A 26368-nucleotide genomic window follows, 5' to 3' on the forward strand; every position below is an offset into this window, starting at 1 on the left:
CCCTTTGCAATGAGAGGACCGATTTCCATGGCCGATGCCACCACCGGCAAGGTGACCTTCGTCGGTGCCGGCCCCGGCGCCGCCGACCTGCTGACGTTCCGTGCCGCGCGCGCCATCGCCGAGGCCGACGTCGTGATCTGGGCCGCGAGCCTGGTGCAGGCGGAGGTCCTCGAACACGCCCGTGCGGACGCGGAGATCCTGGACTCGGCGACCATGTCGCTGGAGGACGTCGTCGCGGTGTACGAGCGGGCCCACGCGTCGGGACTCAAAGTGGCGCGCATCCACTCCGGCGACCCTGCTCTCTGGGGTGGCACGCAGGAGCAGCTCGACCGGTGCGCGGCGATCGGCGTGGAGACCGAGATCGTGCCCGGCGTCTCCGCGTTCTCGGCCGTGGCCGCGCTCGCACAACGGGAGCTGACGATCCCGGAGGTCGCGCAGTCCGTGGTGCTGACCCGGCTCGGCGGCGGCAAGACGCCGATGCCGCCCGGCGAGGAGGTGCGCGAGTTCGCCAAGCACGGCACCACCATGGCGATCTTCCTGTCCGCGGCGCGCAGCGGGCAGTTGGTGCGGGAGCTGCTGGAGGGCGGGTATCCGACGTCCACCCCGGTCGTCGTGGCCTACCAGGCGACCTGGCCGGAGGAGCTGATGGTGCGGTGCACGATCGAGACGCTGGAGGAGACCGTCAAGGAGCACAAGCTGTGGAAGCACACGCTGTTCCTGGTCGGACCGGCGCTGGACGCCGAGGGCACGCGCTCGCACCTCTACCACCCCGGGCACTTCCACGGGTACCGCAAGGCCGACCCGGAGGCCCGTCGGGCACTGCGGGCGGCGAAGGGCGCCGGCACGTGATCACGGTCGTGGGTACGGGGGTTTCGGCGGCGCCCGCGGAGGTGCTCGCCGGGGCCGGGCTGGTCGTGGGCGGGCGGCGGCACCTGGACGCGGTGGCGGTCCCCGCGGCGGCCGAGCGGGTCGTTCTGGGGCCGCTCGCTCCTGCGCTGGATGTCGTCGGGCGGCATCTGGAGAAGGGGTCCCGGGTGGTCGTGCTGGCCTCGGGGGATCCCGGGTTCTTCGGGATCGTGCGGGTGCTGGCGGAGCGGTTCGGGGCGGGTGCGTTGGATGTACGTCCCGGTGTGTCCTCCGTGGCCGCCGCGTTCGCCCGGGTGGGGGTGCCGTGGGACGACGCGGTGGTGGTGAGTGCGCATGGGCGGGATCTGCGGACGGCGGTGAATGTGTGCCGGGCTCGTCCGAAGGTTGCGGTGCTTACGGGGCCGGGGGCGGGTCCTGCGGAGCTTGGAGCTGCGCTCGCCTCAGGGGGTGCCGAGAGAGGTGGTTGGGCGGGTGCGGCTGCGTCGGGGCTTGTCGCGCAGTTCCCCGCGCCCCTGCAACGCGTACTCCTCGTTGCCTCTGCGCTCGGTACCCGCGACGAACGGGTCGAGCGGGTCACCCCTGCTGAGGCTGCCGCTCGGGACTGGGGGACGGCCGTGAGTGTCGTGCTGTGTCTCGACGAGGGGCGGGCCGTCGGTACGGCCCGCACAGTCGCCGGGCCTTCCCCCGCCCCCTCTCAATGGGCCCTGGAAGAAGGTGAGTTCGCTCACCGTGACTCCATGATCACCAAGTTCGAGGTGCGGGCGCTGGCGCTTGCCCGGCTGGGGCCCCGGCTCGGGGATCTGGTCTGGGACGTCGGTTCGGGGTCCGGGTCCGTGGCCGTGGAGTGTGCGCGGCTGGGGGCAGCTGTCGTCGCCGTCGAGAAGGCCGCCGACGGAGTCGAGCGCATCCGTGCCAACGCCGACGCGCACGGGGTCGACGTGCAGGTCGTGCACGGGTCGGCGCCGGACGCGCTCGCCGGGCTGGACGATCCCGACGCCGTCTTCGTCGGTGGTGGTGGCCGTGAGCTGCCCGGGATCGTGGCCGCCTGTGCGCGCCGGGCCCGGCGGAGTGTCGTGGTGGCGATGGCCGCCCTGGACCGGGTGCCGGCCGTACGTGCGGCCCTCACCGATGCCGGGTTCGGCTGCGAGGGCGTCCTGCTCCAGTCGTCCCGGCTCGCGCCGCTGCCGGGTGAGGTGACCCGGCTCGCGGCGACCAATCCGGTTTTTCTGCTGTGGGGCGTCCGAAACCCCGCGTATCGAGAGGGAGTTGCTCAGTGATCGGCCTTATTTCCGCCACCGCGGCGGGGGCGGCGGCGCGCGACCGGCTGGCCGCGGCCTGGCCGGACCGCACGCGGGTGTACGACGGTCCGGTGGCGGACGCCGTGCGCTTGGCGTTCGCGGAGTGTGAGCAGCTGGTGTGTTCCCTGGCGACGGGAGCGGTCGTACGGCTGATCGCCCCGCTGCTCGGCGACAAGGCGTCCGACCCGGGTGTGGTGTGCGTCGACGAGGGCGGGCGGTTCGCCGTGTCCCTGGTCGGCGGGCATGGCGGCGGTGCCAATGAACTCGCCCGGGAGGTCGGGGAGTTGCTCGGTGCCGAGCCCGTGGTGACGACGGCGACCGACGCGGTGGGGGTGCCGGGGCTCGACACCCTCGGGCTGCCCGTGGAGGGAGCCGTGGCGGCCGTGTCGCGGGCGCTCCTGGACGGTGAACCCGTCGCCCTGCACAACGAGTCGGGCTGGCCGCTGCCCCCGCTGCCGGTCGCCGTGGAGGGCGCGTACGGCATCCGTGTCACGGACCGGCTCGTCGAGTCGTCCGAGCGGGAGGTCGTGCTGCGTCCGCCCACCCTCGTCATCGGAGTGGGCGCCTCCAAGGGGGCGCCCGCCGACGAGGTGCTGGAGCTGGTCGAGGGCGCGTTGCGCGAGGCCGGGCTGTCCGCCCGCAGTGTCGCCGGGCTCGCCACGGTGGACGCCAAGGCCGGGGAGCCGGGGATCGTGGCGGCGGCCGAGCGGCTCGGCGTCCCCCTGATCACCTGGTCCGCCGAGGAGTTGGCGGCCGTCGAGGTGCCCAATCCGTCGGAAGCGCCCCTGGCCGCCGTGGGCACGCCGTCGGTCGCGGAGGCCGCCGCGCTGATCGGTGGCGGTGAACTCCTCGTCCCCAAGCGGAAGTCCAACGCGTCCCCCGCCATGGTGACCTGCGCCGTCGTACGGCGTCCCGCGCGCGGCCGGCTCGCGGTCGTCGGGCTCGGTCCCGGTGCCCGGGACCTGCTCACGCCGCGCGCCAAGGCGGAGCTTCGGCGTGCTTCCGTACTGGTCGGGCTCGACCAGTACGTCGACCAGATCCGCGATCTGCTGCGGCCCGGCACCCGGGTCCTGGAGTCGGGCCTGGGCGCCGAGGAGGAGCGGGCCCGTACGGCCGTCGAGGAGGCCCGCAAGGGGCAGGCCGTCGCGCTGATCGGCAGCGGGGACGCCGGGGTGTACGCGATGGCGTCCCCCGCGCTCGCCGAGGCCTCCGACGACATCGACGTGATCGGCGTGCCGGGGGTCACCGCGGCGCTCGCGGCGGCCGCGATCCTGGGGGCCCCGCTGGGCCACGACCACGTGTCCATCAGCCTGTCCGACCTGCACACCCCGTGGGAGGTCATCGAGCGGCGGGTGCGGGCGGCGGCCGAGGCGGACATCGTGGTCACCTTCTACAACCCGCGCTCCCGGGGCCGGGACTGGCAGCTGCCCAAGGCGCTGGCGATCCTCGCCGGGCACCGGGAGCCGGCCACGCCGGTCGGTGTCGTACGGAACGCGTCGCGGCCGGACGAGTCCGCCCGGTTGACGACCCTGGCCGCGCTCGACCCGGAGACGGTCGACATGATGACGGTCGTGACCGTGGGCAACACGGCCACCCGTGACATCGCGGGGCGCATGGTGACCCCGCGCGGCTACCGCTGGCAGGAGGGCACCCGGTGAATCGTGTCGTCCACCCGATCGAGGTGGAGTCCTACCGGCGGCTGCGTGCCCGCCTGGACACCTCGCATTTCCCGCCGCTGACCCGGGCGGTGGTGGAGCGGGTCATCCACTCCGCCGCCGATCTGGAGTACGCCACCGATCTCGTCATGGACGAGGGCGAGTTGGAGAAGGCGCATGCCGCGCTGCACTCCGGGGCGCCCGTCGTCACGGACGTGGAGATGGTCGCGGCCGGCATCACCCGGCGGGAGACCGTCTGCCGGCTGAGGGACGCCAAGTCGGGTCCCGGGCTGACCCGTTCGGCCCACGCCATCCGCCTCGCCCACGAGCAGGTCGGGCCGGGCGCGATCTGGGTGATCGGCAACGCCCCCACCGCGCTGGAGGAGTTGCTGACCCTGGACGCGGCCCCGGCGCTCGTCATCGGGCTGCCCGTCGGCTTCGTCGGCGCGGTCGAGTCCAAGGCCGCGCTGCGCGCGAGCGGGCTGCCCGCCGTGAGCAACGTGTCCGAGAAGGGCGGTTCGGCGGTCGCCTCGGCCGCGCTCAACGCCCTGCTGTACCACCCCACCCACCCCTCTGAGGAGACATCGTGACCACCCCGCCGCCCGCCCTGCTCATCGCCGGTCATGGCACCCGGGACGAGGCCGGAGCCGAGGCGTTCCGCGACTTCGTCCGGGAGCTGGGGGCCCGCCGTCCCGATCTGCCCGTCGCGGGCGGCTTCATCGAGCTGTCCCCGCCGCCGCTCACCGAGGCGGTGGGCGAGCTGGTGGAGCGCGGGGTCCGCCGGTTCGCGGCGGTACCGCTGATGCTGGTGTCCGCCGGACACGCCAAGGGGGACATCCCGGCCGCGCTGGCCCGCGAGAAGGAGCGGCACCCGGGGATCTCGTACACCTACGGCCGTCCGCTGGGCCCGCACCCGGCGCTGCTGAACGTGCTGGAGCGCCGTCTCGACGAGGCGTTGGGCGCCACCGGGGGCCGTACGCCCCTGGACCGCTCTGACGTGACGGTGCTGCTCGTCGGCCGTGGCTCCACGGACCCGGACGCCAACGCGGAGGTCCACAAGGCGGCCCGGCTGCTGTGGGAGGGGCGCGGGTACGCCGGAGTGGAGACGGCGTTCGTGTCGCTGGCCGCGCCGGACGTGCCGAGCGGACTCGACCGGTGCGCGGCGCTGGGGGCGCGGCGGATCGTCGTGCTCCCCTACTTCCTGTTCACCGGGATCCTGCCGGACCGGGTGAAGCAGCAGACCGAGGGCTGGGCGGCCGCGCACCCGGAGGTCGAGGTGCGCTCGGCGGAGGTGATCGGCCCGGAGCCGGAGCTGCTGGACCTGGTGCTGGAGCGGTACGAAGAGGCCGTCAAGGGCGATCTCAGGATGAACTGCGACACCTGCGTGTACCGCATCGCGCTGCCCGGCTTCGAGGACAAGGTGGGCCTGGCGCAGCAGCCGCACTTCCACCCGGACGACGACGGCCACCATCACCACGGGCACCACCACGGCGCGCACACCCATGCGCACTGAACCCGCCGGGGCCCATGACCTGCGGCACCACGGCGACGCCGAGGTGCGGGACGACGGGGCGAGGCTCACCGACCTCGCCGTGAACGTCCGCGCGGACACTCCCCCGGCGTGGTTGCGGGAGCACATCGCCGGGTCCCTGGCGGGGCTCGCCGCGTACCCGGACGGGCGCGCGGCGCGGGCGGCGGTGGCGGCCCGGCACGGGGTGGCCGTGGAGCGGGTGCTGCTGACGGCGGGGGCCGCCGAGGCGTTCGTGCTGCTCGCCCGCGCCCTGACGGTTCGTCATGCGGTCGTGGTGCACCCGCAGTTCACCGAGCCGGAGGCGGCGCTGCGGGACGCCGGGCACCCGGTCGAGCGGGTGCTGCTGCGGGAGGAGGACGGCTTCCGGTTGGACCCGGCGGCCGTCCCCGAGGACGCCGATCTGGTGGTCGTCGGCAACCCGACCAACCCCACGTCGGTCCTGCACCCTGCCGCCACGATCGCCGAACTGGCCCGTCCGGGGCGGACGTTGGTGGTGGACGAGGCGTTCCTGGACGCGGTGCCCGGCGAGCGCGAGGCCCTGGCCGGGCGGACGGACGTGCCCGGTCTGGTCGTGCTGCGCAGTCTGACGAAGACCTGGGGCCTCGCGGGTCTCCGGATCGGGTACGTGCTCGCCGCCCCGGAGACGATCGCCGCCCTGGAGCAGGCCCAGCCGTTGTGGCCGGTCTCCACCCCGGCCCTCGCCGCGGCGCAGGCCTGCATGGAGCCGCGGGCCCTGGCGGAGGCGGCCCACGCGGCCCACCGCGTCGCCACCGACCGGGCCCATCTCGTCGCCGGGCTGCGGGAGTTCGCCCCGGACGGGCTCCGGGTCGTCGAACCGGCGGAGGGCCCCTTCGTCCTCGTCCGCCTGCCGCGCGCCACCGCGGTGCGACGGCATCTGCGGGATCTCGGGTGGGCAGTGCGACGCGGGGACACGTTCCCGGGGCTCGACGAGGAGTGGCTACGGCTCGCGGTGCGGGACCGGCCGACGGTGAACCGTTTCCTCCAGGCGCTGGACCAGGCGGTGACGCTGGCGAAGGGGTGACGGCCGGGGACCTCCTCCCCAGGCACACCTCCGGCACTCCCGGCCGGCCGTGCACACCTCCCGCACTCCCGGCCGGCCGACACACCTCCCGCACTCCCGGCCGGGCCGGCGCCCCCTCCGCGCCGGCCGGCCGGGGGCTCGCGTCAGCCCCGGCGCCGGGCCGTCGCCGCCGCGGCGCCGCCCGCCACGAGCAGGGCGAGTGCGCCGCCCGCGAGGTACGGCGTCAGGGAGCCGCCGCCGGTCTCGGCCAGGCCGGCCTCCTTGGCGGGGCCGCCCTGGGGCTTCACCTCTCCCTGGGGCTTCACCTCTCCCTTAGGCTTCGGCTCGGCCGGGGGCGCCGACGACGCGGCGGGAGCCGCCGGGGCCTCGCAGGTGGCCTTCGCGAGGGTGAGGGTGCCCTCGACCGCAGCGACACCCAGCTTCAACGGGTCCACCGAGACACGGAGTTGCAGCGCGGTGGCGGCGGCCGTGCGCGAGGTGGTGGCGTTCGTCGACAGGTCGAGGCGGACCTCCCCGACGCCCGGGACCTTGACGTCGGTGGGACCGCCCGCGGTCACCGTGACCTTCTTGCCGAGCACCGTGACCGCGCCCAGGAGGTTCGAGGAGGCCGTAGGGGTCTTTCCAGCCTCGCAGGTCGCCTTGGAGGTGACTCCCTCGATCTCGATGAGGGAGAGCAGCGGGAGTCCGGGGACGTGGACCTTCGCGTGGGCGAGCTCGGTGGTGGCCTCCGCCGTCCCGTCCGTGACCGTGGCCTTCGCGTCGGCGGTCTCGGCGGCGAGCACTTCGAACGGACGGCCCGCGTCCACGCCGTCCAAGGTGGCGGTGAGGGCGGTCTCCCGGGCGCTCCGGGGCGCCTCGACCTCGTTGAGGGCGACCGCGAGCGGGACGTTCGCGGTCCTTCCGAGGAGGGAGACGTCCAGCCCGGTGCGCAGGACGACGGCGCTCGCCCGGCCCTGCTCGCCGGTCGCGTGCGCGGCGCTCGCGCCCCCCAGTGCCGCGGGACCGGCGGCAAGAGCCGTGGCCGCCGCCACGGTGGCGAGTCGGCGTGCGGGCATGCGGAAGTTGGTGCTGTTCAAGGTGGTGGGACCCCCAGAGAGAACTGGCTCGGGACCTCGAAAGGATGTCGCACCCCTCGTCGTTCGACAGCGTTCCCCCGGGAGTTCACACGATCGTGGCGCATCCGTGCACGCTTTCGAGCGCGTCTTCCCCGTCCGAGGGCCGCTCGCCCCTCGCCGCCCCGGCGTTACCGCACCACCCGGCCGTTCAGCACGATGTGCGCCGGGTCCGCCAGCACGCGGACGTCCGCACGGGGGTCCTGTCCGTACACCACCAGGTCGGCGGGGGCGCCCTCGGTGAGGCCGGGGCGGCCGAGCCAGGCGCGGGCCCTCCAGGTGGTCGCGGCCAGGGCGTCCAGCGCGGGGATGCCGGCCGTGACCAGTTCCGCGACCTCCGCCGCGACCAGACCGTGCGGGAGGGTGCCGCCGGCGTCGGTGCCGACGAAGACCGGGATGCCGGCGTCGAAGGCGCCCCGGACCGTGTCGTAGCGGCGTTCGTGGAGCCGGCGCATATGGGCCGACCAGCGGGGGAACTTGGACTCGCCGCCGTCCGCCAGCTTCGGGAAGGTCGCGATGTTGACCAGGGTGGGGACGATCGCGACGCCCCGGGAGGCGAACAGCGGGATCAGGTCCTCGGTGAGGCCCGTGGCGTGTTCGACGCAGTCGATGCCCGCCTCCACCAGGTCCTGGAGGGAGTTCTCGGCGAAGCAGTGCGCGGTGACCCGGGCGCCGAGGCGGTGGGCCTCCGCGATGGCCGCCCGGGCCGCCTCCCGCGGCCAGCTGGGGGCCAGGTCGCCCACCTCGCGGTCGATCCAGTCCCCCACGAGCTTGACCCAGCCGTCGCCGCGCCGGGCCTCCTGGGCGACGTACGCGACGAGGTCCTCGGGCTCGATCTCCCAGGCGAAGTTCCTGATGTAGCGGCGGGTGCGGGCGATGTGCCGACCGGCCCTGATGATCTTCGGAAGGTCCTCGCGGTCGTCGACCCAGCGGGTGTCGGAGGGGGAACCGGCGTCCCGGATCAGCAGGGTGCCCGCCTCCCGGTCGGTCAGGGCCTGCTGCTCGGCCACGTCCAGGCCGACCGGGCCGTGCGGGCCGAGTCCCACATGACAGTGGGCATCGACGAGACCGGGCAGCGCCCAGCCCGACACCGTGCGGACGTCACGGGCGGCGACGGGACGGTCGTAGGAGATCCGCCCGTCGACCACCCACAGTTCGTTCCGGACCTCCTCGGGGCCGACCAGGATCCGGCCCTTCACGTGCAGCACCGCGTGATCGTTCATGGACCGCACCCTAGCCAGCCGGAAGCTCCGAGGGGCCCGCGCCCCGGTCAGCCGGACGTTCCGCTGGACCCGCGCCCCGGCCGGCCGCTCGGAGCGCGGTCACGTCTCCCAGGGCGGCGGGCCGTCGAAGGCGAGCTGGTGGACATCGAAGAGGACCGCCGCCTCGACGCCGAGGGCGGGTCCGCCCTGGCGGGCCGCCCAGGTCAGGAAGGGGCGCGGTTCGAAGGCTCCGGCGCCGAGGCCCTTGGTGTACTCGGCGTGCGCGGTCAGGGAGGCGATGCCGCGCTCCAGGGGTTCGCCGGTGATGTCGACTCCGTGGGTGGGCCGATCGGTACCGGCGACGGCCACGAAGCGGACACCTCCCCAGGGTTCGAGGCCCTCGTCGGCGAGTTCGGGGAAGATCCACCGGTTGCCCGCGTCGCGGGCCGCGTCCAGCGTGGCGAGCCCGACCACGCGGTGGTCGGCCTGGTTGACGACACCGGCGATCATCCGCACGGTGTACGCCCCGGTCACCACCACCTCGGGCCGGTGCCTGCGGATCGCCCGCACGATGTCGCGGCGCAGGGCCGGGCCCTCCTCGATCATCCCGTCGCGGTGACCGTCGAGGAACTCCACGGTGTCGACGCCCACTTCACGCGCCCCGGCCCGTTCCTCGGCCTCCCGCAGCGGGCCCGCCCGGTCCGGGTGCAGCCCGTCGATGCCGGCCTCGCCCCGGGTCACCAGCAGATACGTGACCTGCCTGCCCTGCGCGGTCCAGCGGGCCACGGCCGAGGCGGCGCCGTACTCGATGTCGTCGGGATGCGAGGCCACGGCCAGACATCGCTCCCAGTCCTCCGGCAGCGGGGGCAGTGCGCTGCCGCCCATGTCATGCAGAGTCGTCATGTCCCGAATCATGCAGGTCCGCAACCCCTTGCCGACAGAGGAACGTATGTCCCCGCTTCAGCCGCCTTCACCCACCTGGTCCGACGTCTCCTCCTCCACCTCGGCCATGGCCGGGTCCAGCAGCCGGGACAGGAAATGACGCGTGCGCTCGTGCGAGGGGCTGCCGATCACCTGGGCCGGAGTGCCGTCCTCGACGATCACGCCGTCGTCCATGAACACGACCCGGTCGGCCACCTCACGGGCGAAGGTCATCTCATGGGTGACGACCATCATCGTCATGCCCTCCCGGGCGAGCATCCGCATCACCGCGAGGACGTCGCCCACCAGCTCCGGGTCCAGGGCCGAGGTAGGTTCGTCGAAGAGCATCACCTCAGGGCCCATGGACAGCGAGCGGGCGATCGCGACCCGCTGCTGCTGGCCCCCGGAGAGGGAGGCCGGGTAGGCGTCGGCCTTCTCGGCGAGCCCCACCCGCTCCAGGTTCTCGGCGGCCACCTTCGCGGCTTTCGCCTTGTCCCGCTTGAGGACCCTGCGCTGCGGCAGCGTGAGGTTCTCGGTCACCGTGAGGTGCGGGAAGAGGTTGAACTGCTGGAAGACCATGCCGATACGGCGGCGCACGGCGTCGATGTCGACGTCCGGGTCGGTCAACTCGGCGCCGCCGACGAAGACCTGACCCTTCGTCGGCTCCTCCAGGAGGTTCACGCACCGCAGCAGCGTGGACTTGCCCGAGCCGGAAGGACCGATCACACAGACGACCTCGCCCCGGCCGATCTCCAGGTCGATGCCCTTGAGGACCTCGTGGTCGCCGAACGACTTGCGCAGGCCCCGCACCTCGATCTCCGGGCGGTTCGCTCCGACGGACTCCGGGCGGTTAGCTCCAACGGTCATTTCACGGCCTCCTGGGCCTTCGCCTCCATACGGCGGACCACGAACCCGAGCGGGATCGTCACCAGCAGGTAGCACAGGCCGGCGACGAGGATCGGCGTGGAGTTGGCGGTCGTACTGGCCAGGTCTCGGCCGTACTTGGACAGTTCGCGTTCCTCCAGGGTGACGCCGAGGAACAGCACCAGCGAGGAGTCCTTGAACAGCAGGACCAACTCGTTGGTGAGCGGCGGGAGGATGATCCGGAACGCCTGCGGGATGATGATCGAGACCATGGCCCGGGCGGGCGAGAAGCCCAGTGAACGGGCCGCCTCCATCTGCCCCTTGGGCACCGCCTGGATGCCCGCGCGGATCGTCTCCGCCATGTAGGCCGCCGCCACCAGGCCGAGCGCGAGAGCGACCTTGCCGTAGGTGCCGCCGACGATCTCCGTGCCGGGGAACGCGAGCGGGACGGCCACGCCGATGAAGATGAAGATCAGCAGGGCGGGCAGCCCGCGGAAGATCTCGATGTAGACGCCGGCGAACCACCGGTAGGGCCCGACCGAGGACAGCCTCATCAGCGCGATGACCATGCCGAGCACGAGTCCGACGACGAAGCCGGACAGCGTGTAGAGCACGGTGTTCTTCAGCGCCAGGGTGATGACGTCCGGGAACATCTGCCGGGCGATGTCCCCTTGCGCGAACTGGTTCTTCAGCCGCCCCCAGTCCGCCGAGACCGCGAAGGCGATCACGACGGCCACGAAGAGGACGTACTGGACACCGCGTGAGACGCTGCGCTTCTGACGCCGGGTCAGGCCCTTCCTGCGGGGCTGGACCGGTGTGTCGGCGGCGGTCATGAGGCGGACGGGGACGCCGCGGACTCATCGTAGGGACCGATCCACTTCTCGTAGAGCTTCTTGTACGTGCCGTCGGCCTTGGCGTCCGCGATCGCCTTGTTGACGGCGGCGAGCAGCTTGGTGTTGCCCTTCTTCACCGTGAAGCCGTACTGCTCACCGGTGTTGATGTTGTCGGCGACCTGGAAGGCATCGGCGTTGGCCTTGTCCTTCAGCCAGCCCTGGACGACCGGGTAGTCGATGACGACGGCCTTGACCTGGCCGGAGCGCAGGCCACTGAGGACGGCGTCGGAGGACTCGAAGGAGACCGGGTCGAAGCCCTGGCTCTTGGCGTAGTCCTCGCCGGTGGTCTGCGCCTGGGCGCCGAGCTTGATCTTCTTGGCCTTGGCGTCGGCGAGCGAGGTGATCCCGCTGTCCTTGGCGACCAGGAGGGCCTGGGTGGCCTCGAAGTAGGGGGCGGAGAAGTCGACGTTCTTCTTGCGTTCCTCGGTGATGGTCATGCCGGCCGCGGCCAGGTCGCACTGGCCGGAGTTGAGGAAGGCGCCGGTCTTGAAGTTCTCGAAGGGGGTGTCGAGGATCTCCTGCTTCACCTTGAGGTCCTTGGCGACCAGGTCGATCAGCGAGACGTCGAAGCCCTGGACCTTGCCGTCGATCTCCGACTGGAAGGGCGGGTACGGCAGATGGGTGCAGGTGGTGAGCTGTCCGGCCTTGACCAGTTCGACGCCGCCCGCGGCGGTCTTCGAGCCGCTGCCTCCGTCGTCGGTCGAGGTACAGGCGGTCAGGAGCAGCAGTCCGGCCGCGGCGGTGGTGGCGGCCAGAAGGCGGGCCGGGGTGTGGGCTCTGCGGCCGGGGACGGTGTGCACGAGGACCTCCGATGGGGGCGGATGGGGTCGCCGGTCGGGTTGGGGCGCCGGTTACTCTCGACACCTCTACCCCATCCGAGAAAAAGGCACCGCCGTGACACACCCGCTCCTGGACCTGGCCCCGCTGAGCGCCGCCCGCTTCGCCGAGATCGAGGACCGGGTGGCCCGTCTGCTGGACACCCGGCAGGACGTGGTGATCATGCAGGGCGAGGCGCTGCTGCCGCTGGAGGGGGCGATCCGGGGGACCGCCGGTCCGGGGACGACCGCGCTGAACGTCATCACCGGTCCGTACGGGCAGACCTTCGGGAACTGGCTGCGGGACTGCGGGGCGAAGGTGATCGACCTGGTGGTGCCGTTCCACACGGCGGTGACGGCCGAGGAGATCTCCGCGGCGTTCGAGGAGCACCCGGAGATCGACTTCGTGTCGCTGGTGCACGCGGAGGCGGCGACCGGCAACACCAACCCGGTCGCGGAGATCGGAGAGGTCGTACGGCGGCGGGGTGCCCTGTTCTACCTGGACGCGGTGGCCTCCGTGGGCGCCGAGCCGGTGCTGCCTGACGCGTGGGGCGTGGACCTGTGCGTGATCGGGGCGCAGAAGGCGATGGGCGGGCCGGCGGGGGTGTCGGCGGTGTCGGTGAGCGCGCGGGCGTGGGAGCGGATGGCCGCGAACCCGGGGGCGCCGAGGCGGTCGTACCTCTCGCTCCTGGACTGGAAGGAGCGCTGGATCGACGGCGGCCGCCGTGCTCTGCTGCATGCGCCGGCACAGTTGGAGATGCTGGCGCTGGAGGCCTGTGTCGAGCGGATCGAGGCGGACGGCCTGGAGACGGTGATGGCCCGGCACCGGTCCGCGGCCGCGGCGACGCGAGCGGGGGCGCGGGTCCTGGGCGGGGGCCTTGAGCCGTACGTCCACGAGGACGGGGCGGCGGCACCGGTCGCCACGACGCTGCGTACGCCGGCGGGTGTGGTGGCCTCGGAGCTGGTCTCCCGGGCGCTGTCCCTCGACCCCGCGTTGCCGCTGGCCGCCGGTGGGGGTGCGCTGGCCGCGGAGATGATCCGGGTCAACCACTACGGGGCGGAGGCGACGTGGGAGGTCGTGCGGGGCTGCTTGGCGGGGGTGGGGGCGGCTCTGGCGGAGACGGGGGCGGCGGTGGATGTGGAGCGTGCGCTGCGCGCGGCGGAGGATGCCTGGAGCTGAGAGCTTCGCGATAGCGCCGGGGGTTCGTTGTCGTCCGGGGCGCCGTCGTGGCTTGTCGCGCCCACGTGGCGGAGCCGCATGTCGATACAGCCCCGCGTCCCTTAGGGGGCGCCCCAGTCGACGGCGTTCATTTGTGCTCGCGGCTGAACCGGGGCACTGGCCGACTCCTCGCTGGCAGCCTGGGCTCATGACCACTCACACACTTCCCGACGGCCGGCCCGTCCCCCTGCTCACCGGTGCCGAGCGGCCCATGCTGGAGAGCTGGCTCGACTTTCACCGCGCCACGCTGGAGCTGAAGTGCCGGGGGCTGGACGACCGGCAGGTGCGGGACGCGGCCGCCGAGCCGTCCGCGCTGACGTTGCTCGGGCTGGTGCAGCATCTGGCCGAGGTGGAGCGGAACTGGTTTCAGCGGGTCGTCGGAGGGACCGATCTGCCGCCCGTGTTCGACGAGCCCACCGGCTACGTCCTCGATCCGCGCCGTGGGCTCGACGAGGCGCTGGACGTCTGGCGACGGGAGATCGCGCGGGGGCGGGAGGTGTGTGCGGGGCGGTCGCTCGACGCGGTGGGGCGGATCGTCGACGGGGACATGGCCGGGGTCGAGGTCAGTCTGCGGTGGGTGCTCATCCACATGGTCGAGGAATACGCGCGGCACAACGGACACGCCGACATCTTGCGGGAACGCATCGACGGGGTTACCGGAGCATAATTGGCGAGGTAATTCCCGGGTTTATAAGAGCTTAGCTTCCCGTATTCTTCTGCCCGCTTTCCCTCTCCCTAAACGCAAAGATTCTGCGAACGCATCGAGGCAGAATTCGCGGAGATCTCGTGGGGGTTACACGGTTGTGACGCGTTACACATCTTGATGGATTTGCCCGTTATGGATGGGGCGAAGTATTTCATATCGGGCACTTCTGACGGCTCGCTGCGCGCACGCGTGATAACACACGGAACGCCCTCACGTAACCCCACCCGGCGATGCATTTTTCTATTTCCGTCGGTAAATTGAATTCGCATGACTGCCGTACAAGCAGACCTGCAAATCGACCGGCCCACGGTCGCGGACGGAGCCGCGCTGTGGCGCATCGCCCGCGACTCCGAAGTCCTCGACCTGAACTCGTCGTACAGCTATCTGCTGTGGTGCCGCGACTTCGCCGCCACCTCGGCCGTCGCACGGAACGAGCGTGGGGAGCCGGTCGGCTTCGTCACCGGGTACGTCCGCCCGGACCGGCCCGGCACCCTGCTCGTCTGGCAGGTGGCGGTGGACTCCGCCTACCGCGGCCACGGTCTCGCCGCCGCCCTGCTGGACGGCCTCACCGCCCGGCTCGTCGCCGAGCGCGGGCTGACCGCCGTCGAGACCACCATCACCCCGGGCAACGCCGCCTCGGAGCGGCTGTTCACCTCGTTCGCCGAACGCCGTGGCGCCGCCCTGGAGCGCGAGGTGCTGTTCGACACGAGCCAGTTCCCGGACGGGCCGCACGATCCCGAGGTCCTCTACCGCATCGGCCCCCTCTCCCCCTGAGGGCCGGACGAGAGCCGAAGACCGACCACCCCGTACTCCCCTCCCCCACGCACCCCCACGCACCCGAGGAGCGATTCTTCGTGACCATCACCCAGCCCGACCTCAGCGTCTTCGAGACGGTCGAGTCCGAGGTGCGCAGCTACTGCCGCGGCTGGCCCACCGTCTTCGACCGCGCGCAGGGCAGCCGTATGTACGACGAGGACGGCCGCGCGTACCTCGACTTCTTCGCGGGCGCCGGTTCACTGAACTACGGCCACAACAACCCGGTGCTGAAACGGGCGTTGATCGACTACCTGGAGCGGGACGGGGTCACGCACGGGCTCGACATGTCGACCACCGCCAAGCGCGCCTTCCTCCAGACCTTCCAGGACCTGGTGCTGCGCCCGCGGGACCTGCCGTACAAGGTCATGTTCCCGGGTCCGACGGGCACCAACGCCGTGGAGTCGGCGCTCAAGCTGGCCCGCAAGGTCAAGGGCCGCGAGGCGATCGTGTCCTTCACCAACGCCTTCCACGGGATGTCGCTGGGGTCGCTCGCCGTCACCGGCAACGCCTTCAAGCGGGCCGGCGCCGGCATCCCGCTGGTGCACGGCACGCCGATGCCGTTCGACAACTACTTCGACGGCACGGTCGAGGACTTCCTCTGGTTCGAGCGGCTCCTGGAGGACCAGGGCTCGGGCCTCAACAAGCCGGCCGCGGTGATCGTGGAGACCGTGCAGGGCGAGGGCGGCATCAACGTCGCCCGCCGCGAGTGGCTCCAGGCCCTCGCCGCGCTGTGCGAGCGGCAGGACATGCTGCTCATCGTCGACGACATCCAGATGGGCTGCGGCCGCACCGGTGCCTTCTTCTCCTTCGAGGAGGCGGGCATCACCCCCGACATCGTCACCGTCTCGAAGTCGATCAGCGGCTACGGACTGCCCATGTCGCTGTGCCTGTTCAAGCCCGAGCTGGACATCTGGGAGCCGGGCGAGCACAACGGCACCTTCCGCGGCAACAACCCGGCCTTCGTCACGGCCACCGCCACCCTGGAGCAGTACTGGGCGGACGGTTCCGCGATGGAGAAGCAGACCCGGCAGCGCGGCGAGCAGGTCGAGCAGGGGCTCATCTCCATCACCGAGGAGAACCTGGCCGACATCAAGGAGTACCGCGGCCGCGGGCTCGTGTGGGGTCTGGAGTTCCACGACAAGGCGCGCGCCGGGAAGGTGGCGCACCGGGCCTTCGAACTCGGGCTGCTCATCGAGACCTCGGGCCCCGAGAGCGAGGTCGTGAAGCTGCTTCCGGCACTCACGATCACCCCGGAGGAGCTGGACGAGGGGCTGAGCATCCTCGCCCGTGCCGTACGGGAAACCGTCTGAGACCCCGTCTCAGCACAACGTCTAACTAGGAGGCATCGCAGCACTGTGATCGTCCGTTCGTTCAAGGACATCGAAGGCACCGACCGGCATGTGAAGGCCGCGTCCGGCACCTGGGAGAGCAAACGCATCGTGCTCGCCAAGGAGCGGGTCGGCTTCTCCCTGCACGAGACCGTCCTGTACGCGGGTACGGAGACGTCGATGTGGTACGCGAACCACATCGAGGCCGTCGTATGCGTCGAGGGCGAGGCCGAGCTGACCGACCACGAGAGCGGGCTGACCCACTCGATCACGCCCGGGACCATGTACCTGCTGGACGGGCACGAGCGGCACACGCTGCGCGTCAAGGAGGACTTCCGCTGCCTCTGCGTGTTCAACCCGCCGGTCACCGGCCGGGAGGACCACGACGAGAACGGCGTCTACCCGCTGCTCACGGAACCCGAAGCCGAAACCGAGGAGGTGTGACCACATGACCACCATGACCACCGTCACCGATCTCTACCCCAGCCGCGGCGCCACCGAGGTGTCCGTCCCGCGCAAGGACCCGGTCGTCTGGTCGGCGCCCGGCGCGCCGGGACCGATCGCCACGGCCGAGCTGGAGTCGTTCGAGCGCGACGGCTTCCTCGCCGTCGACCAGCTCATCCGCCCCGACGAAGTTCCCGTGTACCAGCGGGAGTTGGAGCGTCTCGTCACGGACCCGGAGATCCGTGCGGACGAGCGCTCGATCATCGAGCCGAAGTCCAAGGAGATCCGCTCGGTCTTCGAGGTGCACAAGATCAGCGAGGTGTTCGCGAACCTGGTGCGCGACGAGCGGGTCGTCGGCCGGGCCCGGCAGATCCTCGGCTCGGACGTCTACGTCCACCAGTCGCGGATCAACGTCAAGCCCGGGTTCGGGGCCAGCGGCTTCTACTGGCACTCCGACTTCGAGACCTGGCACGCCGAGGACGGCCTGCCGAACATGCGCACGGTGTCCGTCTCGATCGCGCTGACCGAGAACTACGACACCAACGGCGGCCTCATGATCATGCCGGGGTCGCACCGCACCTTCCTCGGGTGCGCGGGGGCCACCCCGAAGGACAACTACAAGCAGTCGCTCCAGATGCAGGACGCGGGCACGCCCTCGGACGAGGCGCTCACCGCGATGGCCTCCGAGTACGGCATCAAGCTGTTCACGGGCAAGGCAGGTTCGGCGACCTGGTTCGACTGCAACTGCATGCACGGCTCCGGCGACAACATCACGCCGTTCCCGCGCAGCAACGTGTTCATCGTGTTCAACAGCGTGGAGAACGAGGCCGTGGAGCCGTTCGCGGCACCGATCCGGCGGCCGGAGTTCATCGGCGCGAGGGACTTCACGCCGGTGAAGTGACCACCGGTGACGTGACCGGGTGAGTTGATCTCACACCCACGACAGGCGACGCGGCTCCCGTACGTTCCGTACGGCGGCCGCGTCGCCTGTCGCGTCTGCCGCGTTCAGGGAGACAGGGCGTCCAGGAGCCGGTCCACGTCCGCGGGCGTGTTGTACAGGTGGAAGGAGGCCCGCAGGTTGCCGGCCCGGTTGGAGACCTCGATGCCCGCCACGCTCAACTCGCCCTGGCGCACGCCGAGTCCGGGCACGGAGACGATCGGTGAGCCGGGTGCGGGCAGCGGGGCGTACCCGAGGTCGGCCAGTCCGGCGCGGAATCGGTCGGCGAGGGCGAGGTCGTGGGCACGCACGGCGTCCACGCCGAGTTCTTCGATGAGTTCGAGGGAGCTGCGGGTTCCTGTATAGGTGAACAGGCCCGGGCTGACGTCGAACCGCCGGGCGGAGTGGGCCAGTTCGGCGACCGGGCCGTAGCAGCTGTCCCAGGGGACCTCCCCCGCGACCCAGCCGGCGAGCACGGGCTTGAGCTCGCCGAAGCCCTCGGACTCCGGCGGCACGACGAGGAAGGCGGCGCCGTGCGGTCCGAGGAGCCACTTGAAGGTCGTGGAGACGGTGTAGTCGTACGACTCCGCGTCCACCGGGAGCCAGCCGGCGGCCTGGGAGAAGTCGACGTAGGTGCGGGCGCCGTGGGCGCGCGCGGCCTCCCGCAGGGCGGGCAGGTCGGCGATCCGGCCGTCGGCGGACTGGGCGGCGCTGACCGCGACGAGCGCGGTGCCGGGTCGGACGGACTCGGCGAGGCGCTCCAGCGGCACGATCCGCACCTTGAGGTCACCTCGGGTGTGGAAGGGGTTCACGACGGAGGTGAAGTCGTCCTCGGCGGTGAGGACTTCGGCGCCCGGGGGCAGGGAGGCGGCGACCAGGCCCGAGTGGGCCGACACGGAGGCGCCCGCCGCGACCCTGGTGACCGGCACTCCGGCGAGCCGGGCGAAGGCGGCGCGGGATTGTTCCACGTCCTGGAACAGGGGGTCGAGCGGGCGGCCCTCGGCGCGGATCAGCACCGCCTCCTGGAGGGCGGTCACGGTCCGGGCGGGCAGCAGACCGCTGCTCGCGGTGTTGAGGAAGGTGTTCTTCGGGGCGAACTCGGCGCGGACGAGGCTCTCGAAGGTCTCCATGGGTCCACTGTGGGGCCGCGAGACCTCTCGGTCCATTGCGATTTCTTACGTGGTTCCGCTAAGGAACGCTTATACGTCCGCGCCGACCTGCACCTTTGTCAGTGCTGCTGCACCACGGCCGTCAGTGCTCCTGCACGACGGCTGTCAGTGCTCCTGCACCACGGCTGTCAGTGCTGCTGCGGTACCGCGCACCCGTCGGGGCCGCAGGCCTCGGCGTCCGCGGCGCCCTGGTCGATCAGCTGGAGCGGGGAGCGGTTGCCCCAGGCCTGGGTGAGGGCCTGGGTGAAGACCTCGGCGGGCTGGGCGCCGGAGACGCCGTACGTGCGGTCCAGGACGAAGAAGGGGACGCCGTTGGCACCGAGCTCGGCCGCCTCGCGCTCGTCGGCGCGGACCTCGTCGGCGTAGGCGGTGGGGTCGGCGAGGACCTTGCGGACCTCGTCGGCGTCCAGTCCGGCCTCGACGGCGAGCTCCACGAGCCGCTCGTCACCCTCGCTGAACAGGGAGCGCTCCTCGGCGAAGTTGGCCCGGTAGAAGATCTGGATCAGCTCGTCCTGGCGGCCCTGCTCCTTGGCGAGGTGGAGGAGGCGGTGCAGGTCGAAGGTGTTGCCGTGATCGCGGTCACGAGTGCGGTAGTCGAGCCCCTCGGCGGCAGCCTGGGCACCGAGGTTGTCCTCGCCGGCCTGGGCCTGGGCCTGGCTCATGCCGTACTTCTTGCTGAGCATGGCGAGCACGGGCTGCACATCCCCCTTGGCCCGCCCGGGGTCCAGCTCGAACGACCGGTGCACCACCTCCACGCCGTCGCGGTGCGGGAAGGCCTCCAGCGCCTTCTCGAAGCGGGCCTTGCCCACGTAGCACCAGGGGCAGGCGATGTCGCTCCAGATCTCGACGCGCATGGTTCGGCTCTCTCCAGGTCGGACGGGTTACGGAGACTCCCTCCGCATCGATGGGTGAACGTTCAAGCAGCGGGTTCCATTCCCCGCCGACTCCGGAAGAACGCTCAACTTCCGTCGCGCAGGTCGTCCGGCCAGGCGTCCCTGAACTCGATGTGGTCGTAGGTCACCACGCAGCCCGACCCCATCGGGGCCTGGGCCATGAAGCCCACCAGGGCCGCGCCGGTCTCCTTCTCGTCGCCCAGGGTGAACAGGCGGACGAAGGTCCAGCGCTCGCCGTCGCGGGAGGCGTGGAAGGCGAAGGCGCGGCCGGTGCGGCTGACCCGGAGCCACACCGAACTGCCCTCCACGGTGAAGGAGTTGCAGTCGTCGGAGTGCCCGCGGGTGACGACCGTGCAGACGGTGGGCACGTCCGGGGAGTTCTCCAGGCAGAGCTTGGCCCAGGCCCGCTCGCCGACGTGGACGTACAGCACACCCGCGTCGAACGAGCCGTTGAAGCCCACGGTGACGCGGGCTATCAGCTGGAAGTCGCCCTCGGGGGCGCCGAGCAGCCGCGGCGCGTCGGCGGCGGGGTCGAGCGACTCCCCGGTGGGCGGCACGAACCGGTCCTGCCGGGGGCCGGCCCAGCCGGAGAGTATGCCGTCCTCGTACGCCCAGTGTCCGTCGGGGCCGTAGGTGCGGAGAGGGAAAGGAAGCTCGGAGAGTTCGACGTCCATCCTCAGAGTTTTCCAGCTCCCTCCGCGCGTGCGGACCTCGGGTGCCTAGCGTTCGAGACGGTTGTCGAAACGGCGGGGCAGACCCAGCGGGTTGTCGTCCCGCAGCTCCGGCGGGAGCAGCGCCTCGGGGGCGTTCTGGTACGCCACCGGCCGCAGCCAGCGCTCGATCGCGGTACCGCCCACCGACGTCGAGGTGGACGTGGTCGCCGGGTACGGACCGCCGTGGTGCTGGGCGGGGGCCACCGCGACCCCGGTCGGCCAGCCGTTGACCAGCACACGTCCGGCGAGCGGGGTGAGCTCCGCGAGGATCTCCGCGCCGCGGCCCTTGCCGGCCGCCTCCTCGGCGGACAGGTGGACGGTGGCCGTCAGGTTGCCGGGCAGCCGGGACAGCACCGCGCGCGCCTGGGCGTCGTCGTCGTAGCGGACCACCACGGTCACCGGGCCGAAGCACTCCTCCAGGAGCAGGTCGTACGCCCCCTCCTCGGTCAGCTTCTCCGCCGCCACGGTGAGGAAGCCCGCGCTGACCGTGTGCTCGCCGCCCGCGCCGGGCGTCACCGGGGAGTCGACCTCGGGGAGCCGCCTGCGCTCGGCGACCCCGGCGACGAAGTTGTCCCGCATGCGGTGGTCGAGGAGGACGCCCGCGTCGGTGTCGCTGACGGCGTCGGTCAGGGACTTCACCAGGCCGTCGCCCGCCGCGCCGGACGGCACGAGGACCAGGCCCGGCTTCACGCAGAACTGGCCGACCCCGAGGGTCATCGAGCCGGCGAGCCCGGCGCCGATGGCCTCCGCGCGCTCGGCGGCGGCCTCCTCGGTGATCACGACGGGGTTCAGCGAGCCCAGCTCGCCGTGGAACGGGATCGGCACCGGGCGCGCGGCCGCCGCGTCGAACAGGGCGCGGCCGCCCTTCACCGAGCCGGTGAAGCCGGCCGCGGCGATCAGAGGGTGCCTGATCAGTTCGAGGCCCGCCTCGAAGCCGTGGACCAGGCCGAGGACACCGGCCGGGATGCCGTGCTCGGCCGCGGCCCGGCGCAGCACCGACGCGACCAGCTCGGACAGGGCCGGGTGGTCGGGGTGGGCCTTGACGACGACCGGGTTGCCCGCGGCGAGCGCGCTAGCGGTGTCACCGCCGGCGACGGAGAAGGCGAAGGGGAAGTTGGAGGCCGCGTAGACGGCGACGACGCCGAGGGGGACCTTGTAGCGGCGCAGGTCGGGGATGGGCGGGGTGGCGGTGTCGTCGGGGTGGTTGATCACCACGCCGAGGAACTCGCCCTCGTCGACGATGTCGGCGAAGGCCCGCAGCTGGTAGCTGGTGCGGGCGAGCTCGCCGGTGAGCCGGACCGGGCCGAGCGCGGTCTCGGCGTCGGCGGCCTCCACGAGGTGGTCCTCGGAGGCCTGGAGCAGGTCGGCGGCGGAGCGCAGGAAGGCCGCGCGGACGGCACGGTCGGCGAGGGACGCGCGCGCGTCGTGCGCGGCGCGGACCGTGGCGTCCACCTCCTGGGCTGTGGCCTCCACCGCAACCTGTTCGCGCTGCTTCCCGGTTCGGGGGTCGACACTCCAGACTGGTGCTGCTGCCACCGCGGTCCCTCCACGTGTATCCGGGTCATCCACATCCGGGTCATCCACCAGGAACGTTCGATATGCTGAACGCTGTCTCTGGTGGTGAATATGCTGTCCGAGACTATATCTCTGGTTCTCGTCCAACGAAGGGGTCAAGGGCGATGTCGGCAGGCGAGACGGGCGGCGGTTCACAGGTCAAGTCCGCGGTACGGACGGTCGAACTGCTCGAATACTTCGCCGGGCGCCCCGGCATGCACTCCCTGGCCGCCGTCCAGGAGGCCGTCGGTTACCCCAAGTCCAGCCTCTACATGCTGCTGCGCACGCTGGTGGAGCTGGGCTGGGTGGAGACCGACGCGACGGGCACGCGGTACGGCATCGGGGTGCGGGCGCTGCTCGTCGGCACCTCCTACATCGACGGCGACGAGGTGGTCGCGGCGGCCCGGCCGACCCTGGACCGGCTCTCCGACGACACCACGGAGACCATCCACCTGGCACGGCTGGACGGCACGAACGTCGTCTACCTCGCGACCCGGCAGTCCCAGCACTACCTGCGCCCCTTCACGAGAGTCGGCCGCCGGCTCCCGGCGCACTCCACCTCCCTCGGCAAGGCGCTGCTGAGCACGTACTCCGACGAGCAGGTCCGCAAGATGCTGCCGGAGACCCTGCCCGCGCTGACCGAGCACACCATCACCGACCGCGAGAAGCTCATCGAGGAACTGCACCAGATCCGGGAGCAGGGCTTCTCGGTCGACCGCGAGGAGAACACCCTGGGCCTGCGCTGCTTCGGCGTGGCGATCCCCTACCGCACCCCCGCGCGGGACGCGATCAGCTGCTCGGTGCCGGTCGCGCGGCTGACCCCGGCCCACGAACAGCTGGTGAAGGACGCCCTGTTCGACGCCCGCGACCGGCTGACCCTCGCGACCCGCAGGCTCTGACAGACCCTGCCCCTAGGCTCGGAGCATGCAGATCACGCTCCGAGAGGTCCACGACAGCGATCTGCCGGTCTTCTTCCGGCAGATGAACGATCCCGAGGCCCTGCACATGGCCGCGTTCACCCCGAAGGACCCGGGCGACCGGGACGCCTTCGACGCCCACTGGAAACGGATCAGGGCCTCGGACGCCGTGCACCGCACGGTGCTCGCGGACGGGGACGTGGTGGGCAGCGCGGCGGTGTACGGCGAACCGGGCGAGCGCGAGGTGACGTACTGGATCGACCGCACCTACTGGGGGCGGGGCATCGCCACCGCGGCCCTGCGGGAGCTGATCGTCCAGGTGCCCGAGCGGCCCCTGTACGCCCGCGCCGCCGCCGACAACGCGGGCTCGCTGCGGGTGCTCCACAAGTGCGGGTTCCGGGTGACCGCCGAGGCCTCCGGGTACGCCAACGCGCGCGGGGCGGAGATCGACGAACTCGTGCTCGCGCTGGAGGCCTGAGACCGTCGTAAATGAGCGTCCGATGAGAAAAGCGGACGGACGGGAACGACTCGCCGCGGCCTGATCGTCCTCTGGGTGGGATGAACAAGACGATCAGGCGCGCATCGGTCTTCTCGCTGCTCCTGGTGTTCGCTCTGCTGCTGCGGGCGACCTGGGTGCAGTTCTACGAGGGCCAGGCACTCGCGGACGACAAGGACAACCGGCGGAACGTCATCGAGACGTACTCCTCGCCGCTCGGGAACATCATCGTGGCCGGAAAGGCGGTCACCGGTTCCGCGCGGACCGAGGACAGCGACCTCGCGTACAAGCGGACGTACACGAACGGCAAGCTGTACGCGGCGGTGACGGGCTACGCCTCGCAGGCCTACGCCCCCACCCAGCTGGAGGGCATCTACGCCGACCTCCTCAACGGCACGGACACCCGGCTGAAGACCGTCATGGACACCCTCACCAACCAGCGGGCCAAGCCCGGTGATGTGATCACGACGATCGATCCGGCCGTGCAGAAGGCGGCCTACGACACGCTCGGCGACAAGAAGGGCGCGGCCGTCGCCATCGACCCGACGACCGGCAAGATCCTGGCGGTCGTGTCGACGCCGTCGTACGACCCGTCCTCGCTGACGGACGCCAACACCGCGGCCGGCGCCTGGAAGCAGCTCAACGCCGACTCCGACAAGCCGCTCACCAACCGCGCGCTGCGCCAGCCGTTGCCGCCCGGTTCGACGTTCAAGCTGGTGGTGGCCGCGGCCGCGCTGGAGGACGGTCTGTACTCCTCGGTGGACGAGAAGACCGACAGCCCGGACCCGTACACCCTGCCGGGCACGGTGACCCCGCTGGGCAACGAGAACTCCTCGGCGCCCTGCAAGGACGCCTCGATCCGGGTCGCGCTCGAGTACTCCTGCAACACCGTGTTCGCGAAGATGGCCGTCAACCTGGGCCAGGACAAGGTGCGGGCGATGGCCGAGAAGTTCGGCTTCAACAACGCCGAGCAGGACGTCCCGGTGCGGGCGTACGAGAGCGTCTACCCCTCGGACATGAACCAGTCCTCCACCGCTCTGACCGGCATCGGGCAGTACGACGTGACCGCCACCCCCCTCCAGATGGCCATGGTCTCCGCGGCCATAGCCAACGGCGGCGAGCTGGTGACGCCCCACATGGTCTCGTCGATCACCGACAACGGCGGCGACGTCCTGAAGAACTACGACGACGAGGCGAAGAGCACGCGGGTCGTCAGCGCGCGGACCGCGGAGCAACTCCAGTCGGCGATGCAGTCGGTGGTGACGGACGGCACCGCGACCAACGCCCGGATCGACGGGGTCACGGTCGGCGGCAAGACGGGCACCGCCCAGCACGGCGAGAACAACAGCCAGACGCCGTACGCCTGGTTCACGTCCTATGCGAAGGCCGGGGGCAAGGAGGTCGCCGTGGCGGTCGTGGTGGAGCAGTCGAACGCGGCCCGCTCGGAGGTCAGCGGCAACGGACTGGCCGCCCCCGTGGCCAAGGCCATGATGGAGGCGGCCGTCCGGAACTGAACCGTCCCGGGGGTCACTTGACCCCGAGCACCTGCTCGATGGGGTCGATCGCGAAGTAGACCAGGAACAGCGCCGACGTCCCCCACAGCAGCCAGTGGATCTCCTTGGCCTTGCCGAGCACGACCTTGATCACGACGTAGGCCAGGAAGCCCGCCCCGATGCCGTTCGTGATCGAGTACGTGAAGGGCATCACGGCGATGGTCAGGAATGCCGGGATCGCGATGTCGTACTGGTCCCAGTCGATGTGCTTGACCTGCGTCATCATCAGGAACCCGACGGCGACGAGCGCGGGCGCGGCGGCCTGGAGCGGCACGATGGTCAGCAGCGGGGTCAGGAAGAGCGCCAGTGCGAACAGCCCACCGGTGACCAGGTTCGAGAAGCCCGTGCGCGAGCCCTCGCCGACGCCGGCCGCCGACTCGATGTACGAGGTCGCGGAGGACGCGGACGCGGCGCCGCCGGCCACCGCCGCCGCCCCGTCGATGAGGAGCACCCGGCCCAGGTTGGGGACCTTCCCCTCCTCGTCCAGCAGGCCCGCCTCCGCGCTGATGCCGACGACCGTGCCCATGGTGTCGAAGAAGTCGGACAGGATCAGCGTGAAGATCAGCAGCACGACGGTGACCACGCCCACACCGGGTGCGTCGAAGGCGCCGAACAGGCTGAAGTGGCCGATCAGTCCGAAGTCGGGGGTGTCGACGATCTTGTCGGGCCAGGCCGGTGTCGTCAGGCCCCAGGACTTGATGTCGGCGACGGAGTTGATGATCATCGCGAGGACCGTCATGGTCACGATGCTGATCAGGATGGCGCCCTTGACCTTGCGGGCGAGCAGCCCGACGGTCAGCAGCACGCCGAGGCAGAACACCAGGATCGGCCAGCCGCCGAGGGTGCCGGTGCCCCCGAGCTGCACCGGCACGGTGGTGTTCGCGGCGTCGGGGATGCGGCTGACGAATCCCGCGTCCACGAAGCCGATGAAGGCGATGAACAGCCCGATGCCGACGCTGATCGCCTGCTTGAGCGGTTGCGGGATGGCCCGCATGACGGCCTCCCGCAGTCCGGTGACCACGAGGACGCAGATCAGCAGCCCTTCCAGGACGACCAGCCCCATCGCGTCGTCCCAGCTCATCAGCGGGGCGATCTGGAAGGCGACGACGGCGTTCAGTCCGAGCCCGGCGGCGAGCGCGAGCGGCAGGTTGCCGCCCACGCCCATGATGATCGTCATCACCGCGGCCACCAGGGCCGTCGCGGTGGTCAGCTGGACGGCGTCCAGGTGGTGCCCGAACTTGTCCTTGGCGCTGCCGAGGATGATCGGGTTCAGGACGAGGATGTAGGCCATCGTGAAGAACGTGGCGAGGCCGCCGCGTATCTCTCTGGTGTAGGTGGATCCCCGTTCGGAGATCCTGAAGTACTGGTCGACGGACATGCCGGCGGCTCCCTGGTGCCTGAATGATCGATGTGCGGATGCTGG

At 71.3% G+C, this 26368-nt stretch carries 26 protein-coding genes; 15 read left to right on the plus strand and 11 right to left on the minus strand.

From position 1 onward, the window contains the following. Positions 1-27 precede the first annotated feature (27 nt). From cobM to cobC, 6 genes are read left to right on the plus strand one after another with little or no spacing between them, the layout of a single operon-like run. Entirely contained in the window at positions 28-849 is an 822-nt protein-coding gene (cobM, locus tag IF54_RS0114615) for a precorrin-4 C(11)-methyltransferase (RefSeq protein ID WP_030318438.1), read from the plus strand. Beyond that, the gene (locus IF54_RS0114620; RefSeq protein ID WP_030318440.1) at positions 846-2144 is read left to right on the plus strand and encodes a bifunctional cobalt-precorrin-7 (C(5))-methyltransferase/cobalt-precorrin-6B (C(15))-methyltransferase; all 1299 of its coding nucleotides are present in this window, start codon (positions 846-848) and stop codon (positions 2142-2144) included. The genes cobM and IF54_RS0114620 overlap by 4 nt, the downstream gene beginning before the upstream one ends. Next, positions 2141-3823 (plus strand): precorrin-3B C(17)-methyltransferase, encoded by a 1683-nt coding sequence (gene cobJ, locus IF54_RS0114625; RefSeq protein WP_030318443.1) that lies wholly within the window; start codon positions 2141-2143, stop codon positions 3821-3823. The genes IF54_RS0114620 and cobJ overlap by 4 nt, the downstream gene beginning before the upstream one ends. Further along, positions 3820-4410, plus strand: a complete 591-nt coding sequence (locus tag IF54_RS0114630) for a precorrin-8X methylmutase (protein WP_030318445.1) — start codon at positions 3820-3822, stop codon at positions 4408-4410. The genes cobJ and IF54_RS0114630 overlap by 4 nt, the downstream gene beginning before the upstream one ends. Then, positions 4407-5333 (plus strand): sirohydrochlorin chelatase, encoded by a 927-nt coding sequence (locus IF54_RS0114635; RefSeq protein WP_030318446.1) that lies wholly within the window; start codon positions 4407-4409, stop codon positions 5331-5333. Before IF54_RS0114630 ends, IF54_RS0114635 begins: the two co-directional genes overlap by 4 nt. Beyond that, positions 5323-6393, plus strand: coding sequence for an Rv2231c family pyridoxal phosphate-dependent protein CobC (cobC, locus tag IF54_RS0114640; protein ID WP_030318448.1), 1071 nt, complete (start codon positions 5323-5325; stop codon positions 6391-6393). Before IF54_RS0114635 ends, cobC begins: the two co-directional genes overlap by 11 nt. A 143-nt stretch (positions 6394-6536) precedes the next feature. On the opposite strand, the gene IF54_RS0114645 is transcribed toward cobC, so the two are convergent. The 6 genes from IF54_RS0114645 to IF54_RS0114670 form a co-directional block, all read right to left on the minus strand. Further along, positions 6537-7469 carry an SCO1860 family LAETG-anchored protein gene (locus tag IF54_RS0114645; protein ID WP_030318451.1) on the minus strand — a complete coding sequence of 311 codons (933 nt, stop codon included), beginning with the start codon at positions 7467-7469 and terminating at the stop codon, positions 6537-6539. A gap of 167 nt (positions 7470-7636) precedes the next feature. Then, positions 7637-8728 (minus strand): amidohydrolase family protein, encoded by a 1092-nt coding sequence (locus tag IF54_RS0114650; protein ID WP_030318454.1) that lies wholly within the window; start codon positions 8726-8728, stop codon positions 7637-7639. A gap of 99 nt (positions 8729-8827) precedes the next feature. Then, positions 8828-9592, minus strand: a complete 765-nt coding sequence (locus tag IF54_RS0114655; RefSeq protein ID WP_030318456.1) for a PIG-L deacetylase family protein — start codon at positions 9590-9592, stop codon at positions 8828-8830. A gap of 75 nt (positions 9593-9667) precedes the next feature. After that, the gene (locus IF54_RS0114660) at positions 9668-10495 is read right to left on the minus strand and encodes an amino acid ABC transporter ATP-binding protein (protein WP_051735443.1); all 828 of its coding nucleotides are present in this window, start codon (positions 10493-10495) and stop codon (positions 9668-9670) included. Next, a complete protein-coding gene (locus tag IF54_RS0114665; RefSeq protein ID WP_030318460.1) occupies positions 10492-11325 on the minus strand; it encodes an amino acid ABC transporter permease in 834 nt (277 codons plus the stop codon). Before IF54_RS0114665 ends, IF54_RS0114660 begins: the two co-directional genes overlap by 4 nt. Then, positions 11322-12185: a transporter substrate-binding domain-containing protein gene (locus tag IF54_RS0114670; protein WP_030318462.1), complete on the minus strand. Its 864-nt coding sequence runs from the start codon at positions 12183-12185 to the stop codon at positions 11322-11324. Before IF54_RS0114670 ends, IF54_RS0114665 begins: the two co-directional genes overlap by 4 nt. 94 nt (positions 12186-12279) lie before the next feature. Here IF54_RS0114670 and IF54_RS0114675 point away from each other — a divergent pair, with 94 nt between their 5' ends. The 6 genes from IF54_RS0114675 (at position 12280) to thpD (ending at position 17614) form a co-directional block, all read left to right on the plus strand. Next, on the plus strand, positions 12280-13380 hold the full coding sequence (locus IF54_RS0114675; protein ID WP_030318464.1) for a pyridoxal-phosphate-dependent aminotransferase family protein: 1101 nt from the start codon (positions 12280-12282) through the stop codon (positions 13378-13380). A 187-nt stretch (positions 13381-13567) separates the two neighbouring features. Next, positions 13568-14086, plus strand: a complete 519-nt coding sequence (locus IF54_RS0114680) for a DinB family protein (protein WP_030318466.1) — start codon at positions 13568-13570, stop codon at positions 14084-14086. Positions 14087-14392: 306 nt separating this feature from the next. Continuing rightward, the gene (gene ectA, locus IF54_RS0114685; RefSeq protein WP_030318467.1) at positions 14393-14899 is read left to right on the plus strand and encodes a diaminobutyrate acetyltransferase; all 507 of its coding nucleotides are present in this window, start codon (positions 14393-14395) and stop codon (positions 14897-14899) included. Positions 14900-14979: 80 nt separating this feature from the next. Next, a complete protein-coding gene (ectB, locus tag IF54_RS0114690; protein WP_030318470.1) occupies positions 14980-16251 on the plus strand; it encodes a diaminobutyrate--2-oxoglutarate transaminase in 1272 nt (423 codons plus the stop codon). Positions 16252-16296: 45 nt separating this feature from the next. Continuing rightward, entirely contained in the window at positions 16297-16713 is a 417-nt protein-coding gene (locus tag IF54_RS0114695) for an ectoine synthase (protein WP_030318472.1), read from the plus strand. Positions 16714-16717: 4 nt separating this feature from the next. Then, a complete protein-coding gene (gene thpD, locus IF54_RS0114700) occupies positions 16718-17614 on the plus strand; it encodes an ectoine hydroxylase (protein WP_030318475.1) in 897 nt (298 codons plus the stop codon). 104 nt (positions 17615-17718) lie between these two features. Here the strand turns inward: thpD and IF54_RS0114705 are convergent, their stop codons facing one another. The 4 genes from IF54_RS0114705 to IF54_RS0114720 all read right to left on the minus strand — a co-directional run bounded on the left by IF54_RS0114705 (position 17719) and on the right by IF54_RS0114720 (position 21898). Continuing rightward, complete coding sequence (locus IF54_RS0114705) at positions 17719-18780, minus strand: aminotransferase class V-fold PLP-dependent enzyme (RefSeq protein WP_030318478.1); 1062 nt, start codon at positions 18778-18780, stop codon at positions 17719-17721. A gap of 167 nt (positions 18781-18947) precedes the next feature. Further along, positions 18948-19673: a DsbA family oxidoreductase gene (locus IF54_RS0114710; protein ID WP_030318480.1), complete on the minus strand. Its 726-nt coding sequence runs from the start codon at positions 19671-19673 to the stop codon at positions 18948-18950. A 104-nt stretch (positions 19674-19777) separates the two neighbouring features. Next, on the minus strand, positions 19778-20386 hold the full coding sequence (locus IF54_RS0114715; RefSeq protein WP_030318486.1) for a DUF1349 domain-containing protein: 609 nt from the start codon (positions 20384-20386) through the stop codon (positions 19778-19780). A gap of 45 nt (positions 20387-20431) precedes the next feature. Next, on the minus strand, positions 20432-21898 hold the full coding sequence (locus tag IF54_RS0114720) for an aldehyde dehydrogenase (NADP(+)) (RefSeq protein WP_030318488.1): 1467 nt from the start codon (positions 21896-21898) through the stop codon (positions 20432-20434). Positions 21899-22104: 206 nt separating this feature from the next. Between IF54_RS0114720 and IF54_RS0114725 the strand changes: the two genes are divergently transcribed. From IF54_RS0114725 to IF54_RS0114735, 3 genes are all read left to right on the plus strand, one after another. After that, complete coding sequence (locus IF54_RS0114725; protein WP_020121403.1) at positions 22105-22878, plus strand: IclR family transcriptional regulator; 774 nt, start codon at positions 22105-22107, stop codon at positions 22876-22878. Between the two features lie 25 nt (positions 22879-22903). Continuing rightward, positions 22904-23374: a GNAT family N-acetyltransferase gene (locus IF54_RS0114730; RefSeq protein ID WP_030318492.1), complete on the plus strand. Its 471-nt coding sequence runs from the start codon at positions 22904-22906 to the stop codon at positions 23372-23374. Positions 23375-23454: 80 nt separating this feature from the next. Further along, entirely contained in the window at positions 23455-24906 is a 1452-nt protein-coding gene (locus IF54_RS0114735; protein WP_030318494.1) for a peptidoglycan D,D-transpeptidase FtsI family protein, read from the plus strand. A gap of 13 nt (positions 24907-24919) precedes the next feature. On the opposite strand, the gene IF54_RS0114740 is transcribed toward IF54_RS0114735, so the two are convergent. After that, on the minus strand, positions 24920-26323 hold the full coding sequence (locus IF54_RS0114740) for an NCS2 family permease (RefSeq protein WP_030318496.1): 1404 nt from the start codon (positions 26321-26323) through the stop codon (positions 24920-24922). Positions 26324-26368: the final 45 nt, after the last annotated feature.

Origin of the sequence: Streptomyces sp. NRRL B-3229 (genome assembly GCF_000719505.1) — a bacterium.
GTDB classification, from domain to species: domain Bacteria; phylum Actinomycetota; class Actinomycetes; order Streptomycetales; family Streptomycetaceae; genus Streptomyces; species Streptomyces griseorubiginosus.